Source organism: Lentzea sp. NPDC058436, from assembly GCF_042721515.1.
Classification (GTDB): domain Bacteria; phylum Actinomycetota; class Actinomycetes; order Mycobacteriales; family Pseudonocardiaceae; genus Lentzea.
The window spans coordinates 1,311,604-1,325,938 of sequence record NZ_JBHXLF010000002.1; the positions used below are offsets into that span (position 1 = coordinate 1,311,604).

The 14,335-nt window shown below is 71.4% G+C and carries 12 protein-coding genes; 8 read left to right on the top strand and 4 right to left on the bottom strand.

The features are described from left to right. Position 1 precedes the first annotated feature (1 nt). A complete protein-coding gene (locus ACFWN2_RS13205; RefSeq protein WP_382427260.1) occupies positions 2-1,444 on the bottom strand; it encodes a flavin-containing monooxygenase in 1,443 nt (480 codons plus the stop codon). Positions 1,445-1,515: 71 nt separating this feature from the next. Here ACFWN2_RS13205 and ACFWN2_RS13210 point away from each other — a divergent pair, with 71 nt between their 5' ends. Together ACFWN2_RS13210 and ACFWN2_RS13215 are read left to right on the top strand one after the other, a co-directional pair. Then, positions 1,516-2,541, top strand: a complete 1,026-nt coding sequence (locus ACFWN2_RS13210; protein WP_382427262.1) for an AraC family transcriptional regulator — start codon at positions 1,516-1,518, stop codon at positions 2,539-2,541. Between the two features lie 102 nt (positions 2,542-2,643). Continuing rightward, a complete protein-coding gene (locus ACFWN2_RS13215) occupies positions 2,644-3,465 on the top strand; it encodes an alpha/beta hydrolase (RefSeq protein WP_382427264.1) in 822 nt (273 codons plus the stop codon). On the opposite strand, the gene ACFWN2_RS13220 is transcribed toward ACFWN2_RS13215, so the two are convergent. Both ACFWN2_RS13220 and ACFWN2_RS13225 read right to left on the bottom strand, forming a co-directional pair. After that, the gene (locus tag ACFWN2_RS13220; RefSeq protein WP_382427266.1) at positions 3,462-3,752 is read right to left on the bottom strand and encodes an STAS domain-containing protein; all 291 of its coding nucleotides are present in this window, start codon (positions 3,750-3,752) and stop codon (positions 3,462-3,464) included. The genes ACFWN2_RS13215 and ACFWN2_RS13220 overlap by 4 nt on opposite strands. Beyond that, the gene (locus ACFWN2_RS13225) at positions 3,685-7,878 is read right to left on the bottom strand and encodes a SpoIIE family protein phosphatase (protein WP_382427267.1); all 4,194 of its coding nucleotides are present in this window, start codon (positions 7,876-7,878) and stop codon (positions 3,685-3,687) included. The genes ACFWN2_RS13220 and ACFWN2_RS13225 overlap by 68 nt, the downstream gene beginning before the upstream one ends. Positions 7,879-8,054: 176 nt before the next feature. Here ACFWN2_RS13225 and ribA point away from each other — a divergent pair, with 176 nt between their 5' ends. The 4 genes from ribA (at position 8,055) to ACFWN2_RS13245 (ending at position 11,734) form a co-directional block, all read left to right on the top strand. Then, the gene (gene ribA / locus ACFWN2_RS13230) at positions 8,055-8,687 is read left to right on the top strand and encodes a GTP cyclohydrolase II (RefSeq protein WP_382427268.1); all 633 of its coding nucleotides are present in this window, start codon (positions 8,055-8,057) and stop codon (positions 8,685-8,687) included. Positions 8,688-8,705: 18 nt separating this feature from the next. Beyond that, entirely contained in the window at positions 8,706-9,287 is a 582-nt protein-coding gene (locus tag ACFWN2_RS13235) for a nitroreductase family protein (protein WP_382427270.1), read from the top strand. A 47-nt stretch (positions 9,288-9,334) separates the two neighbouring features. After that, positions 9,335-9,805, top strand: coding sequence for a MarR family winged helix-turn-helix transcriptional regulator (locus ACFWN2_RS13240; protein WP_382427272.1), 471 nt, complete (start codon positions 9,335-9,337; stop codon positions 9,803-9,805). Positions 9,806-10,138: 333 nt separating this feature from the next. Beyond that, a complete protein-coding gene (locus ACFWN2_RS13245) occupies positions 10,139-11,734 on the top strand; it encodes a beta-1,3-glucanase family protein (RefSeq protein ID WP_382427273.1) in 1,596 nt (531 codons plus the stop codon). Between the two features lie 57 nt (positions 11,735-11,791). Here ACFWN2_RS13245 and ACFWN2_RS13250 read toward each other — a convergent pair whose 3' ends face one another. Beyond that, positions 11,792-12,652: an SDR family oxidoreductase gene (locus ACFWN2_RS13250; protein WP_382427275.1), complete on the bottom strand. Its 861-nt coding sequence runs from the start codon at positions 12,650-12,652 to the stop codon at positions 11,792-11,794. Positions 12,653-12,733: 81 nt separating this feature from the next. On the opposite strand from ACFWN2_RS13250, the gene ACFWN2_RS13255 reads away from it, so the two are divergent. After that, entirely contained in the window at positions 12,734-13,312 is a 579-nt protein-coding gene (locus tag ACFWN2_RS13255; RefSeq protein WP_382427276.1) for a TetR/AcrR family transcriptional regulator, read from the top strand. Between the two features lie 19 nt (positions 13,313-13,331). Next, positions 13,332-14,267 carry a DMT family transporter gene (locus tag ACFWN2_RS13260; RefSeq protein ID WP_382427277.1) on the top strand — a complete coding sequence of 312 codons (936 nt, stop codon included), beginning with the start codon at positions 13,332-13,334 and terminating at the stop codon, positions 14,265-14,267. Positions 14,268-14,335: the final 68 nt, after the last annotated feature.

Sequence of the window (14,335 nt, forward strand, 5' to 3'; positions counted from 1 at the left end):
CTCACACCCCTTCCGAGGTCAGGCCCGTGCACGCCGGCACGTGGTCGTCGAGCCGCAGGCGCGCGGTCCTGCGCAGGTACTCCCTGGTGCTGCCCGGCCAGTTGGTCGTGACGGACCCGTCCTCGGCGCGGTACCACGAGCCGCAGCCGCTCCACACGCCGTTCGCCAGCCGTGCCCGCATCTCCGCGTCGAACGCCTCGGCGACCTCGGGCCGCACCTCGAAGGCGGCGGCTCCGGAGTCGAGGTGACGCACCGCCTCGACGACGTAACGGCACTGCGCCTCGATCATCGTGACGATCGAGTTGCCACCGAGGTTCGTGTTCGGGCCGTAGACCAGGAAGAAGCTGGGAAAGCCCGGCACGGACATGCCCAGGTGCGCCCGTGGCCGCCCGGCCCACACGTCGGCGAGCTGACGACCGTGCGCGCCGGTGACCGTCATCGGGAGCCGGAAGTCGGCGACCTGGAAGCCGGTGCCCCAGATCAGCACGTCGGCGGCGTGCTCGCGACCGCCGGCCACCACGCCCCGATCGGTGATCTCGGTGATCGGCTCGGTCACGACGTCGACGTTCGGGGCGGTGAGCGCCGGGTACCAGTCGTTGCTGAACAGCACCCGCTTGCACCCGGCGTGCTCGCGCGGCCGCAGTCGTTCCCGCAGGTCCCGGTCGCGCACCCGGAGTCGTCGGTGGGCCGCGGCGACGCCCGCGACCAGGCCGCGCGAGAACCGTCCGGCGGTGAGGAGCCCGGTCAGCGCCTCACCCGCGAGCCACACCCCACCGCGTGCCGCGCGTGCGGTCAACGGGTGCGCACGACCGCGCAGCCGCGCGTCAGGCTTCGGCAGAACGTGCGGCGCGGAGCGTTGAAAGACCGTGAGTCGCTCGGCCAACGGCTGGATCCGCGGCACGAACTGCACCGCGCTCGCACCCGTGCCCACCACCGCGATCCTCTTGTCGCCGAGGTCGACGTCGTGCCGCCACTGAGCGCTGTGGAACACCGGGCCGCGGAACCGGTCCAGGCCGGGCAGCACCGGGATCGACGGCCGGTTGAGCTGCCCCACCGCCGACACGAGCACGTCCGCCTCCATGACCTCGCCGCCGGCCAGTTCGACCCGCCACCGACCGCCGTCGAAGGACGCGGCCACGACGTCGGCACCGAACCTGATCCGGTCCCGGATCTCCGCCGCCGTCCGCTGGAGGTAGGCGAGGATGTCGGGCTGGGCGGAGTAGCGGCGCGGCCACGAGTGGTGCGGCGCGAAGGAGTACGAGTAGAGCGACGACGGCACGTCGCACGCGGCCCCTGGATAGGTGTTGTCCCGCCAGACCCCGCCGACGCCGTCGGCCCGCTCCAGCACCGTCACGCGGTCGAACCCGGCTCTGCGCAGGGACAACGCGACCCCGAGACCGCCGAACCCGGCACCGATGACGACCACTTCGGGGTTTGCTGGCACGAGGTCGAAACTAGGAACAACCACCCGTTCGCACCAGGACAACAGCGGCCGCGCGATTGACAATCGCGGCCATGAGGACGTTGGCCGAACCGGCGACCCGGCACTGGGACTTCCCCCGCGGCATCGCGAGCGTGGCACTGCTGCTGCGCTTCGGCACCGAGCACGGACTGCCGCGCCACGCACTCCTCGAAGGCAGCGACCTCACCGCGGACGAGCTGTCCGACCCGGCGGCCGAGATCAACGCCCGCCAGGAACTGGCCGTCGTGCGCAACCTCGCGGCACTCCTCCCGGACGCGGGCGTGGACGTCGGCCGCCACTACCACGCCACGACGTTCGGAGTGCTCGGCCACGCGTTCCTCAGCGCCGCCACCGTGCAGGACGCGATCGACGTCGCGTTGCGCTACCTGGACCTCAGCTTCACCTTCACCGCGCCCACCGCCGAACTGGACGGCGACCTCCTGGTTCTCTCCCTCGACCCCGGCGCCCTGCCCGACGACGTGGTGCCGTTCCTCGTCGAACGCGACCTCGCCGCCATCCACACGGTGATCCGCGAACTCGCCGGCGAGGTGCCCGTCCTGTCCGTGGACGTAACCCACCTCGCCCCGGCCGACGTCCAGGCGCACGAGGAGGTCTTCGGTGTGCGGCCGAGGTTCTCCGCACCCCGCAACAGGTCCGTTGTGGACGCTTCACTGCTCGCACGCGCGCTGCCGCTGGCCAGCCCGGAGGCGACGGCGTTGTGCGAACGGCAGTGCCAGGACATCGCCGCCCGCCGCCGCAGGAAGCCGGGCGTCGCGGACGAGGTGCGCCGCCTGCTGGAGCGGTCCGCGCGGTTCGAGGAGACGATGCCGGTCGTGGCCCGCGCACTCGGCCTCAGCTCCCGCACGCTGCGGCGGCGGCTGAGCGAGTCCGGCACCAGCTACCAGGCGCTGCTCGACGAGGTCAGGTCCGAACGGGCCGCGGTGCTCCTCGGCGGGGGAGTGCCGGTCGAGCAGGCGGCGGTCGAGCTGGGGTTCGCGGAGGCCGCCAGCTTCATCCACGCGTTCCGCCGCTGGTACGGCACTACGCCGGCGAGCTTCGCCCGGAGGCGCGGGGTCTGACGGCGGAGACGTTCGTGCGACGGCCGGTGGCGCCGTTGTGCCGACCACATCGGCCACCGGCATAATGCTCAGCATGCTGAACGTCTCGCCTCCGGTCCGCCCATGACCTGGCCGCGCCGACTGGCGGCCGCAGCCGGCGCGGGCGTCCCACTCGCCCTCCTGGCCCTCGGCTGGGGCCCGCTGACCGCAGGCCACCCCGCCCACCTGCTCCTGCTGGCCGCGACCGCCGCCATCACCGTCACGGCAGCGTTTTGGCGGCGAGTCCCAACGTGGCTCGCACTAGCACTCACCGTCGTCCTGATCGCACCACTGCTGTACCTCCAGCCGTTCGCGTCCACTCAGGACAGTGGCAACGCGACGGTGCTCAGACCGGACGGCCCGGTGCGCGCCGGTCTCGTGTTCCACCCCGGTGCACGGGTGGACCACCGCGCCTACGTCCCGCTGCTGCGCCGCGTTGCCGCACAAGGGTTTCTCGTCGTGGTCGTGAAGGAGCCGCTGAACATCGCACTGCTGAGCAGCGACACGGCACCCCTGCGCGCCGAACACCCCGAGGTGCCGGTGTGGGCGGTCGGCGGGCACTCCCTGGGAGGCGTGGCCGCGGCACGGGACGTCCTCGCGGACCCGAAGGTGCGCGGCCTGGTGCTGTGGGCGTCCTACCCGGTCGACGACCTGTCCGGTCGCGGCGGGCTCAGCGCGTGGTCGATCCACGGCGAACGGGACGGCTTCACGACACCGCGGGACGTCGCCGACTCGAAGAGGCTGCTGCCGCCGGACACGCGGTTCGAACTGGTCCCAGGTGCGGTGCACGCGTTCTTCGGCGACTACGGCGACCAGCCGGGGGACGGCGTGCCGACCGTCTCCAGGGCCGAAGCCCAGGAGAAGATCGTCGCGCACACGGTCGCCGCGCTCTCCGAACTCGGCTAGTCGCCGACGCCGCGCACCGTGGTCATGGAGCTGAGTCCCGACATCTCCAGCAGAGGCGTGAGCAGTGACGTCGCGATCACCTCGACCCGCTCCGCGTGCGTGAACAGCACGCTCATCCCGGCGCTGTCGATGTAGTGCACCTCGGAGAGGTCCACTACGAGCGCTCCCTTGGTGTCCGCGAGGGCCTTCTCGAAGGCGTCGGTGTTGCTGAGGTCGATCTCACCCGCGACCTTGAGCACGGGCCTGCCCTGCGGGTCGGTGGTCTTGGTCAGGGTCAGTGGCGTCATGAGGAATCTTCACCTGCATCGTCACGGTCGTACCGGTCGGGTCGGGGACTACGTCTACTTCGTCCATCATCGTGCGCATGATCGTCGTACCGCGGCCGCGACGCGCGTCCGGCTCGGTGTTCGGTGTCTTCCACGTGCCGGTGTCGATCACGGTCACGTGCAGGTCGCTGCCGCCGACGGTCTCCAGCCGCAGCCGGACCGCCTGGCGCGTCGCGTCCCGGTAGGCGTGCTCGACGGCGTTGGCGGACGCCTCGCCGACGGCGACCAGGACGCGCTGGGCGTGTCCGGTGGAGAACCCGCACTGGCGCAACCAGGAGCGCAGCTTGCCGCGGGCGCCCTGGAGCTCGCCGGGTTCGGCGGGGAACGTCACCTCCAGCGGTGCGGGGTGCCGGTACAGCAGCAGAGCCACGTCGTCGTCGTAGCCTCCTGACGGGGAGAGGGCCGCCATGATCGCGCCCGCGAGGTCCTCCAGGCCGTTGGCGCGGCCCTCCTGGACGGCGTGCGCTGCCTTGTCGATGCCCTCGTTCAACGAGCTGCGGCGGCGTTCGACGAGTCCGTCGGTGTAGGTGAGCAGCGTGGACCTCGGCGGCAGGACGCACTCGGCCTCCGTGCGCTGCACGCCTAGCTTGACCGCGAGCGGGATGGAACGGCCGCCTTCGAGCAGCTGGGTCGTGCCGTCCACCAGCGCGAGGATCGCGGGCGGGTGCCCGGCGCTGGAGTAGACGAGGTGCCCGGTGTCGGGGTCGAGGACACCGCAGAACACGGTGGTGCACAGGGCACCGCGGACACCGGCGGCGAAGTGGTCGAGCGCCATGAGCGCGCGGGCCGGCCCGATCTCCTGCAACAGCAGGGCACGGCACGCGCTGCGCAGCTGTCCCATCACGGCGGCGGCCGAGAGCCCGCGGCCGACGCAGTCCCCGACGACGATGCCGATGCGCCCGTTGGGCAGGGCGAACGTGTCGTACCAGTCGCCGCCGACCTCCAACGGCCGCGCGGCCGGCTCGTACCGCACGGCGAACCCGCCGGGCAGGTGCGACGGGCCGAGGATCGCGCGTTGCAGCGCCAGCGCGGTCTCCCGTTGCTGGTCGATCTGGCGGGCGCGGGTCAGACCCTGCGTCAGGTGCCCCGCGAGCAACGACAGCAGCAGCTCGTCCTGCTCCGTGAACTCGTGGCGCGAGTCGAGGCGCAGCAGGAGCACCATCGGCCCGTCGGGGTGTTCGACGGTGACCACGATGCCGTCCTCGGTGAACACCGGGATCAGCGCCGAGTTCCCGGTCAGCGCGTAGAGCCTCTCGCGCTGCGGCGCGGGCAGGTCGGACCAGGCGAGATCCATGCCGGTCACCTGCGGTTTCGCGTCCCTGGCGAAGACGACCGCCAGTACCTGCTCCGTCCGCCACAGGCTTTCGAGCTGTTCCAGCGCACCGGTCAGCGCGTCGGTGGCGCTGGTCGCGCGGGACAGCCGCATGCTCATCTCGGCCAGCGCGGTCTCCCGCCGCCGGACGTGGTGGTCGGCGGTCGCGTCGCGGAACGTGCCGACGGTCATCGTCCGGCCGCTGTCGGGGTCGCGCGCGGGGTTCATGAGCGCGCTGACCCACAACCGCCTGCCGTCGCGGTGGGTGACGGGGAGGGTCCGGCCGCGCTGGTCACGGCCCGAGCGCGCCTCGAACGCCTCGGCGAACTGCCTGCGCGCCTCGGGATCGGTCCGCTCGTCGGGCCACCACGGGTGCGGCACGGGATAGGGCAGCCCTTCCGGTCCGTAGCCGAGGATCTCGGTGAACGCGGCGTTCACCTCCACGACGGCGCCGTCGTCGTCGCAGACGAAGAACGCCTCCTGCAACGAGTCGATCAACGCGTCGCGCCAGCGGGCGTGCTGCCCGCGCAACCGCGCGAGGTCGACGTTCGCGCGCACCCGCGCCAGCAGGTCGGCCGCCGCGAACGGCTTGACGAGGTAGTCGTCCGCACCCGCCCGCAGGCCCTCTCCTGACGCCTCCTCACCCGCGCGGGCGGACAACAGCAGCACCGGGACGGACATCGTGCGCTGGTCGGCGCGCAGGGCGGTGACCAGCGAGAGGCCGTCCATGCGCGGCATCATCACGTCGCTGACCACCAGGTCCGGCGGCCGGGTGCGGGCCGACTCCAGCGCCGCCACGCCGTCGTTCACGGCGCGCACGTCGTAGCCGGCCCTGATCATCAGCCGGGTCAGGTACTCCCTCATGTCCGCGTTGTCGTCGGCCACCAGCACCGTGGCGGGGACCTCCGGCGCGGTGGCCGCGGTGGTGCCGGGCAGCAGGTCCTCAGCGGCCGCACTCGCGTCCGGCAGCCAGCGCAGTGCCTCCTGCACGTAGGGCGTGGCGATGTCGGACACCGCGGCGAGGCCGGTCTCCTGCGACAGCGTTCCGGCGGGCAGGTGGTCGGTGCCGAACGGCAGCTCGACGGTGAACGTGGTGCCCTCGTCCACGGTGCTCTCGGCGTGGATGGTGCCGCCGTGCAGGCCCACGAGCTCCTGCACCAGCGCGAGCCCGATGCCGCTGCCCTCCTTGGACCGCGACCACGTGTGCTCGATGCGGTGGAAGCGTTCGAACAGCCGGGTGATCTCCTCCGGCGCCACACCGACGCCGGTGTCGGCGACCGTGACGACCGCCTTGCCGTCACGCTCCCGGACTGACACGCACACCGAACCGTCCACGGTGAACTTGAGGGCGTTGCTCAACAGGTTGAGCACGACCTTCTCCCACAGGGCGAGGTCGACGTGCACCGGTTCGGGCAGCGGTGGGCAGTCGATCTCGAAGTCCAGCCCCGCCCTCTCGACGGCCGAGCGGAACACGCTGGCGAGCTCGGCGGTGGCCGCGGCGAGGTCGACCGGCTGGAACACCGCCTGCATGCGGCCCGCTTCGAGCCGGGAGAAGTCGAGCAGGGTGTTGACCAGCTTGCCGAGCCGCAACCCGTTGCGGTGGATGACCTCCAGCTCCTGGCCCGCTTTCGGGTCTGCCTGGGCCAGCTGGTCCCGGAGGTCCTGCACGGGGCCCATGATCAGGGTCAGCGGCGTGCGGAACTCGTGGCTGATGTTGGAGAAGAACGCGGTCTTGGCGCGGTCGAGCTCGGCCAGCTCCTCCGCACGTCGTTGCTGGGCGCGGAAGTCACGGGCACCCGCCACGCCCGCGGCGAGGTGGCCCGCGACCAGTTCGACGAAACCGCGGTAGGCCTCGTCGAGCAGGCGGTGGCGGTTCAGGCCCGCCACCAGGAAGCCGTGCGGTACGCCGCCGGGTCGTTGCAGCGGCACCACCAGTGCGCTGGTGGGAGGCTTTTCCCAGGCGCCGCCGGGAAGATCGCTGACCCCGTCGAGGTCGACCACGACGGACTCGCCGCTCCGCGCCGCGGCGACCGGCCAGATCGACTCGTCCGCGAGAGGGATGGCGTCGGGGGCTGCGGGATGACCGGCCATGGTCCCGGTGGCGCAGGCCAGCCGCGCGTGGCCGTCGTCGAAGAGGTAGGTGAGGGTGAACGGCAGGTCCTGCTGGTTGCCGTCGAGCTGGGCGCAGGCGTGCGCGAGGACCTCGTGCTCCTCGCGCGCCAGGCTGGGGTCGGAGCCGAGGTCGCGCAGCGTCGCCATCCGGCGTTCGCCGATGACGCGTTCGGTCTCCTCGCTGACGACGCACAACATGCCCGCCACCGCGCCGCTCTCGTCGCGCAGCGGGCTGTAGGAGAACGTGTGGTAGCTCTCCTCCAGGTAGCCGGAGCGGTCGACGAACAGCCGCAGCGCCTCGTCCCAGGTCGCCTGCCCGGTGGTCAGCACGCTGTCGACCCTGGGCCCGATGTCGTCCCAGATCTCCGCCCACACCTGCTCGGCGGGCCGGCCCAGCGCCCACGGGTACTTCCGGGCGAGCGTGTTGAGCCGATAGGCGTTGTTGCAGAAGAAGGTCAGGTCCGGACCCCACGCCATCCACATCGAGAACCGCGATGACAGCAGGATGCTCACGGCGGTCTGCAGGCTCTGCGGCCAGCCGGCGGGCGGGCCGAGCGGGGTGGCGGACCAGTCCACGGCGGCGAGGTCGCGGCCTATCTCCTCGCTCTCCGCGAACACGTCGGTGAACGCGGGCCGGTCTTCTCCGTCGTCAGCGCTGCTCACCGACCGTCCCCTCGCCGCGTCCGCCTGATGTCCCGTCCAGAGTGCCCAGGTTCGGCGTCGGCTGCACAACCAGTTGAGGTGATCTTGCGTGACGCAGCCCACGCCGTCTCTTGTTGAAACTTCAATATCAAGCATGCAGAGTGATATGTGAAACTTCAACAAGACGGAGGCCTGGGATGGACACAGCGGTGAGGCCGGCGACGGTGCGCACGCGAGTGACCGTGCCTCTTGAGTTCCCGGACTGGTACGCCACGACGGCGGAGGTCTTCACCTTCACCGGACTCGCGGACGGCCGCGAACACCTCGCGCTGGCGCTGGGGGAGTGGCGTTCCGCGCTCGACGGCGGTGTGCCGCTCGTGCGGCCGCACAGCGAGTGCCTCACCGGTGACGTGTTCGGCTCACAGCGCTGCGACTGCGGTCCGCAGCTCCGCGAGGCGGTCGAGCGCATCGCCGGGGAGGGCGGCTTCCTGCTGTACCTGCGCCAGGAGGGCCGCGGCATCGGCCTGTACGCCAAGCTCGACGCCTACGCGTTGCAGGACTCCGGCCTGGACACCTACGAGGCGAACCTCGCGCTCGGCCGCGGTGAGGACGAGCGCGACTACTCGGCCGCCGCGCAGATGCTGCGGGCGCTCGGAGCCGACCGGATCCGGTTGCTCAGCAACAACCCCGACAAGGCGCTGCAGCTCGACGCGCTCGGCGTTCAGGTCGTCGGCCGCGTGCCGACCGGCGTGCACCTGACCGAGGAGAACGCCGCCTACCTGTCCGCGAAGGTCTCGCACACCCACCACACCCTCGCCCTCCCGGCCTAGCTCCACAAAGGACTGAAGATGATCGACGTGGCAGAGAAGAACGCCTCGACCGACGTGCCCGTGCACCCGCTGCTGTCGGCGCGGTGGAGCTCCCGCGCGTTCGACCCCGGCCACGAGCTCGCGGACGGGCAGCTGACGGCGTTGCTGGAGGCGGCCAGGTGGGCGCCGAGCGCCTCGAACACGCAGCCGTGGCGGTTCGCCGTGGCCCGGCGCGGCACCGCCGAGCACGGTGCGGTGCTCGGCACCCTGGCCGGCGGCAACCAGGTCTGGGCGCGGGACGCGTCCGCGCTGGTCGTCGTCGCGGCCCGCACGACGGGCACCGACGGCGCCGCCCAGCCGTGGGCCGTCTACGACGCGGGCCAGGCCGTGGCGCACCTGTCGGTGCAGGCCGAGGCGGAAGGCCTCGCGGTGCACCAGATGGGCGGCTTCGACCGCGACCGCCTCACGTCCGCGCTCTCGGACGACGTGACACCGCTCGTGGTCGTCGCCGTCGGCCTGCGCGGCGAACCCGCCCGGCTCGCCGAACCGTTCGCCGGACGGGAGACCGCCGCACGCGTGCGCCTGCCGATCGACGACCTGCTGCTGACCGTCCGGGCGTGAGCGGGCTCGCCGTGCCCGTCCGGTCCGCGAGAAGGGAGGATGACGGGGTGACCGACGTCCGACCCGCGGAACCCCGGTGGCTGACGGCCGCCGAGATGACCACCTGGCTGCACATCACGCAGCTCCTGATGCTGCTGCCGACCGCGCTGGACCGGCAGCTGCGCGACGACGCCGGCCTCACGCACGCCCACTACCGGATCCTCGCCATGCTCAGCGCCGAGCCCGGCGGCAGCATGCGCATGACGCGGCTCGCCCGCAAGACCGGCACCACCACGACGAGGCTCTCGCACGCGGTGTCCGCATTGGAGGAACGCGGCTGGGTGGAACGCCGGGCCTGCGCCACCGACAGGCGCGGCCTGGTCGCGGGCCTCACCGACGCGGGCCACGCGTTCCTGCGCGTCGCCGCGCCGGGCCACCTCGCGGAGGTGCGCCGCCTCGTCTTCGACCACCTGACCGACGAGGACGTCGCCCGCCTCGGGGAGATCACGGCGAAGCTCCTGCCCGCGCTCACGGACTGAGCGCGCCCGCCGATTGCCCGCGCCCGCGGACTGAACCTCCGTGGAGCTCGTGCCCGTCCTCGCGGACCGGGCCTCCGCCGAAACTCCTGCCCGTTCTCGCGGACCGGGCCTCCGCCGAAACTCCTGCGCGTCGTCCCGCTGAGCCTCCGCCGCCGCGGATTGCCCGAACGGGCGCGCGCGGCCGTGCCCGGTATTGACAGAAATCGCATCGGCGACCGACCATGGAAGCGCTCTCATAACCGGTCTGGACCATTTCTCGGTCCAGAGGCCGCCGACCGCCCTGACAACGGTCGACGGTCGGTGTGGGCAGAGCGTCCCTGCACAAGGAGCCAGATGCGCACTCGAACGAAGTGGTTGAGCGCGCTCGCCGCAGTGGCGGCGACCGCGTCGGCGGTTATCGCGGTGACACCGGTTCAGGCGATCGGTCCTGACCTGTTGCCGCTCAACGTCACCAACAACAGCGGAAGATCCGAGGCGGTGCACCTGTACGTCCTGGGCACCGACATCCGCAACGGACGTCTCGGGTACGTCAACCAGGCGGGAGCGTTCACGCCGTGGTCGCCGGGCGGCAACCCGCCCACGCCCGCGCCGGACGTGTCGATCGCCGGTCCTGGCCAGGGTGGCACCGCCACGTTGCGCGTGCCGCGGTTCATCTCGGGTCGCGTGTACATGTCGTTCGGGGAGAAGCTGAAGTTCTTCCTGACGCCCGACGGCCTGGTGCAGCCGGCGCCGTGGGCGGGCGGCGACCCGAACAGCGGAATCCTGTTCGACTGGAGCGAGTTCACCTACAACGACGCGGGTCTGTGGCTCAACAGCTCGCAGGTGGACATGTTCGCGGTGCCGCACGCGGTCACCGTGACGGGCGCCAGTGGTGTCACGAAGAAGACCGGTGAGCTGAAGTCCGGCGGTCGTGACGCCGTGATCAACGGCATCCGCAACCAGTCCGGCTGGGGCGGGTCGATCATGTCCCGTTCGGACGGCACGGTGCTGCGGGTGCTGGCACCGGGCAAGGCGGCCGACGTCGGCAACTTCGACCGCAACTATCTCGACCCGTACATCACGCAGGCGTGGAACTCCTACACGGGCAGGACTTTGACCGTGCAGCCGTTCGGCGACCGTCCTGACGTGAAGTACTTCGGCCGCACGTCGGGCAACACCATGAACTTCACGAACTCCGCCGGCCAGCAGGTCGCGTCGTTCGCGAAGCCGTCGACGTCCAACGTGTGGGGTTGTGACGGCGCGCTGCACGCGCCCAACGACCAGGTGGTGGGCCCGATCGCACGCACGCTGTGCGCCGCGCTGCACCGCACCACGCTCGACCGCATCACCACCCAGCCGGGCGGTGGCCCCGCGGACTTCTACCAGGGCGCGATCACCAACCACTACTCCAAGCTCGTGCACCAGAACATGGTGGACGGCAAGGCGTACGGGTTCGCGTTCGACGACGTGCAGGCCCAGGAGTCGCTGGTGCACGACGGCGACCCGCGCTCGGCCGGGATCATCCTGACCCCGTTCAGCGGCGGTTCGACGCCTCCGCCCACCGGCAGCTTCAGCAGCATCGTCAGCGACTGGCACGGCAAGTGCATCGACGTTCCGAACTGGAACTTCGCCGACGGCCAGCGCCTGATCGTGTGGAACTGCACGGGTGGCACGAACCAGAAGTTCGAGTGGGTCAACGGCACGCTGCGCACGGAGAACAACAAGTGCGTGGACGTGGCGTGGGGTTCGCGGGACAACGGCGCGGCCGTGCAGATCGCGACCTGCTCCGGCAACCCCGCCCAGCAGTTCGTGCTGTCCGGCGCGGGTGACCTGGTGAACCCGCAGGCGAACAAGTGCGTGGACATCGCGGAGTGGAACCCGAACAACGACGCCGTCCTGCACATGTGGGACTGCGTCGGCGGCGCCAACCAGAAGTGGCACCGCGGCTGATCAGGTTCCGGACGCCCGCCTCGCGCCTCAACCGGCGCGGGGCGGGCGTTTTGCCGTTCAGGGGCGCGGGAAGTGCGGGCGCAGGATGGCGCCGAGAACGCGGTCCAGCACGCGATCGGGCAGGAACCGGGCAAGCGGGATGAGCATGCCCGCGTCGCGGCCGATCGTGTAGCGGATGCGGGGCTTGCGGTCGGTCACGGCCTTGGCGATGCGCTCGGCCGCGTGCGCTGACGTCACCCCGGACTTGGTGAAGGCGGCGATGTGCGAGGGCAACGCCTTCAGCAGCGGCCCGTAGAGGCCTTCCTGGGCGGGAGTCAGTTCGCCGACCGCGGTGTGCACCGCCGAGGTGCCGCGCGCGGCCAGTTCGGTCTGGACACCACCCGGTTCGACGACCACCACCCGCACACCCTGGGGAGCCAGTTCCTGGCGCAGGGCGTCGCTGACCGCCTCCAGTGCGAACTTGGTGCCGGCGTACGGACCGTAGCCCGCCATGGAGATCTTGCCGTTCATCGAGCTGACGTTCACGACACGTCCCTTGCCGCGCCGCAGAGCCGGCAGGAGCGCCTGCGTGACCGCGACGTGGCCGAAGAGGTTCACCTCGAACAGCTGACGCCACTGGTCCAGCGGCGTCAGCTCGACCGGGCTCGCGCCGGGGATGCCCGCGTTGTTGACCAGCGCGTGCAACGGGCGCTCGTCGTCGTCGACGCGCGCCACGAGTGCGGCGATGTGGTCGGGCCGGGTGATGTCGAGGATCACCGGCTCGACGCCGTCGAACCGGACGGCCTCACCGTCGCTGTCGCGGCGGACGCCGGCCAGCACGTGGAAGCCCTGACGGGCGAGTTCTCTCGCGGTGGCCGCGCCCATCCCGGTGGACGCCCCGGTCACGACGACGAGCTGGTTCTTGGATGACACTGTCACCTCTCCGAGGGTCCGCATTTGCGATGACGTTGTCAACAGTTTCGGATGACCGTGTCATCACGTGCGGCTAACCTGGCCCACATGACCACTCGTGCGGAGTCCGCGGCAACCACCCGCCGTGCGCTGCTGGACGCGGCCGCGGACCTTCTCGACGAGGGCGGCCCCGAGGCGGTGACGCTGCGCGCGGTGGGCGGGCGCGTAGGCATGACGCGCGGCGCGCCGTACCGGCACTTCGAGGACAAGGAGGCGCTGCTGATTGCGGTGGGCACGCGCGCCTGGGAGCGGCTAGCGGAGACCGTCCGGTCGCTGCGCGCCGACGCCTCGATCCCGCCGGCGGAGAAGCTGCGGGGCGCGCTGGTCGGCCTCGTCGACGTCGGCCGCCGGCAGCCCCACCTGTTCCGGCTCATGTTCAGCGACCCGCCCGCCGACCCGACCGCGCTGTACCGGGCGGCCCAGCCCAGCCACGACGACTTCGTGGCGATCCTGCTGGACCTCGTCGGTGAGCGGAACGCGCAGCGGTACGGGGCGTTGCTCATCGCGAGCGTGACCGGCATCGCGGGGATGGAGGTCGCCGATCACCTCAAGGGCGAGAAGTGGAACACCTCGGCCGAGGAGCTCGTCGACACCCTCGTCGCCCTGATCGCCGGCGCTGAGAAGTAGTGTGGTTTGCTCCCGTCAAGTGATCGATGTCAACAGTTCGACGCGCACGGCCGCAGTGGTGGTCGCGGTGGTGGTCAACACCGGAGGCGCCGTCCAGGCCCGGCTCAACGGAGAACTCGGTGCCCGCCTGCACGACGGGATCGCCGCTCCGCTCGTCACGACGGGAATCGGGCTGGTCCTGCTCGCTGCCGTGATCCCCGCGCTGCCTGCCGGCCGCCGTGCGCTCGGGGCTCTCAGGGCGGCGTTCCGCACGGGCAGGTTGCGCTGGTGGCACGGACTCGGCGGGATGTGCGGCGCGTTGTTCGTGGCCAGCCAAGGGTTGAGCGTCAGTTCGCTCGGTGTCGCGGTGTTCACCGTGGCGGTCGTCGCGGGCAACACGACCGGCAGTCTGCTGATCGACCGGTGGGGGCTCGGGCCCAGCGGCCGGCACCCGGTGACCAGGGCCCGGATCGGAGCCGCCGCGGTGTGCGTGGCGGCGGTCGCGATAGCCGGCAGCGGCAAGCTCGATGCGCAGGGGTTGTTCCTGATCTTGCTGCCGCTGGTCGCCGGGGCGGCGCTCGCCTGGCAGACCGCGGTGAACGGCAGGGTCGGGGCCGCGGCCGGTTCCGTCATGGCGGCCACGTTGCTCAACTTCGTGGTGGCGGTGCTGACCTTGGCCGTGGTGTTCCTGGTGGAGGTGGCGGCGCGCGGCCTGCCGGCGGGGACCTTCCCGCACGAGCCGTGGCTCTACAGCGCGGGTCTGATCGGGATCAGCCTGATCGTGGTGGCGGCCGCGGTCGTCTCGCACACCGGGGTGCTGCTCTTCGGCCTGGCGAGCGTGTCCGGGCAACTGCTGGGAGCGGCGGGGGTCGATCTCGCCGTGGGGTTCCGGACCGCCGTCGCGACGTGGATCGCGCTGGGCCTGACCTTCGTGGCGGTGGTGATCGCGGCCAGGGCGAGGTCCGGTTCGGCGTAGCCGTGGACATGGCCTGGACACGAGATGACCCCGGCGGCCTGGTGGCTGCCGGGGTCACGTCGTCTCTG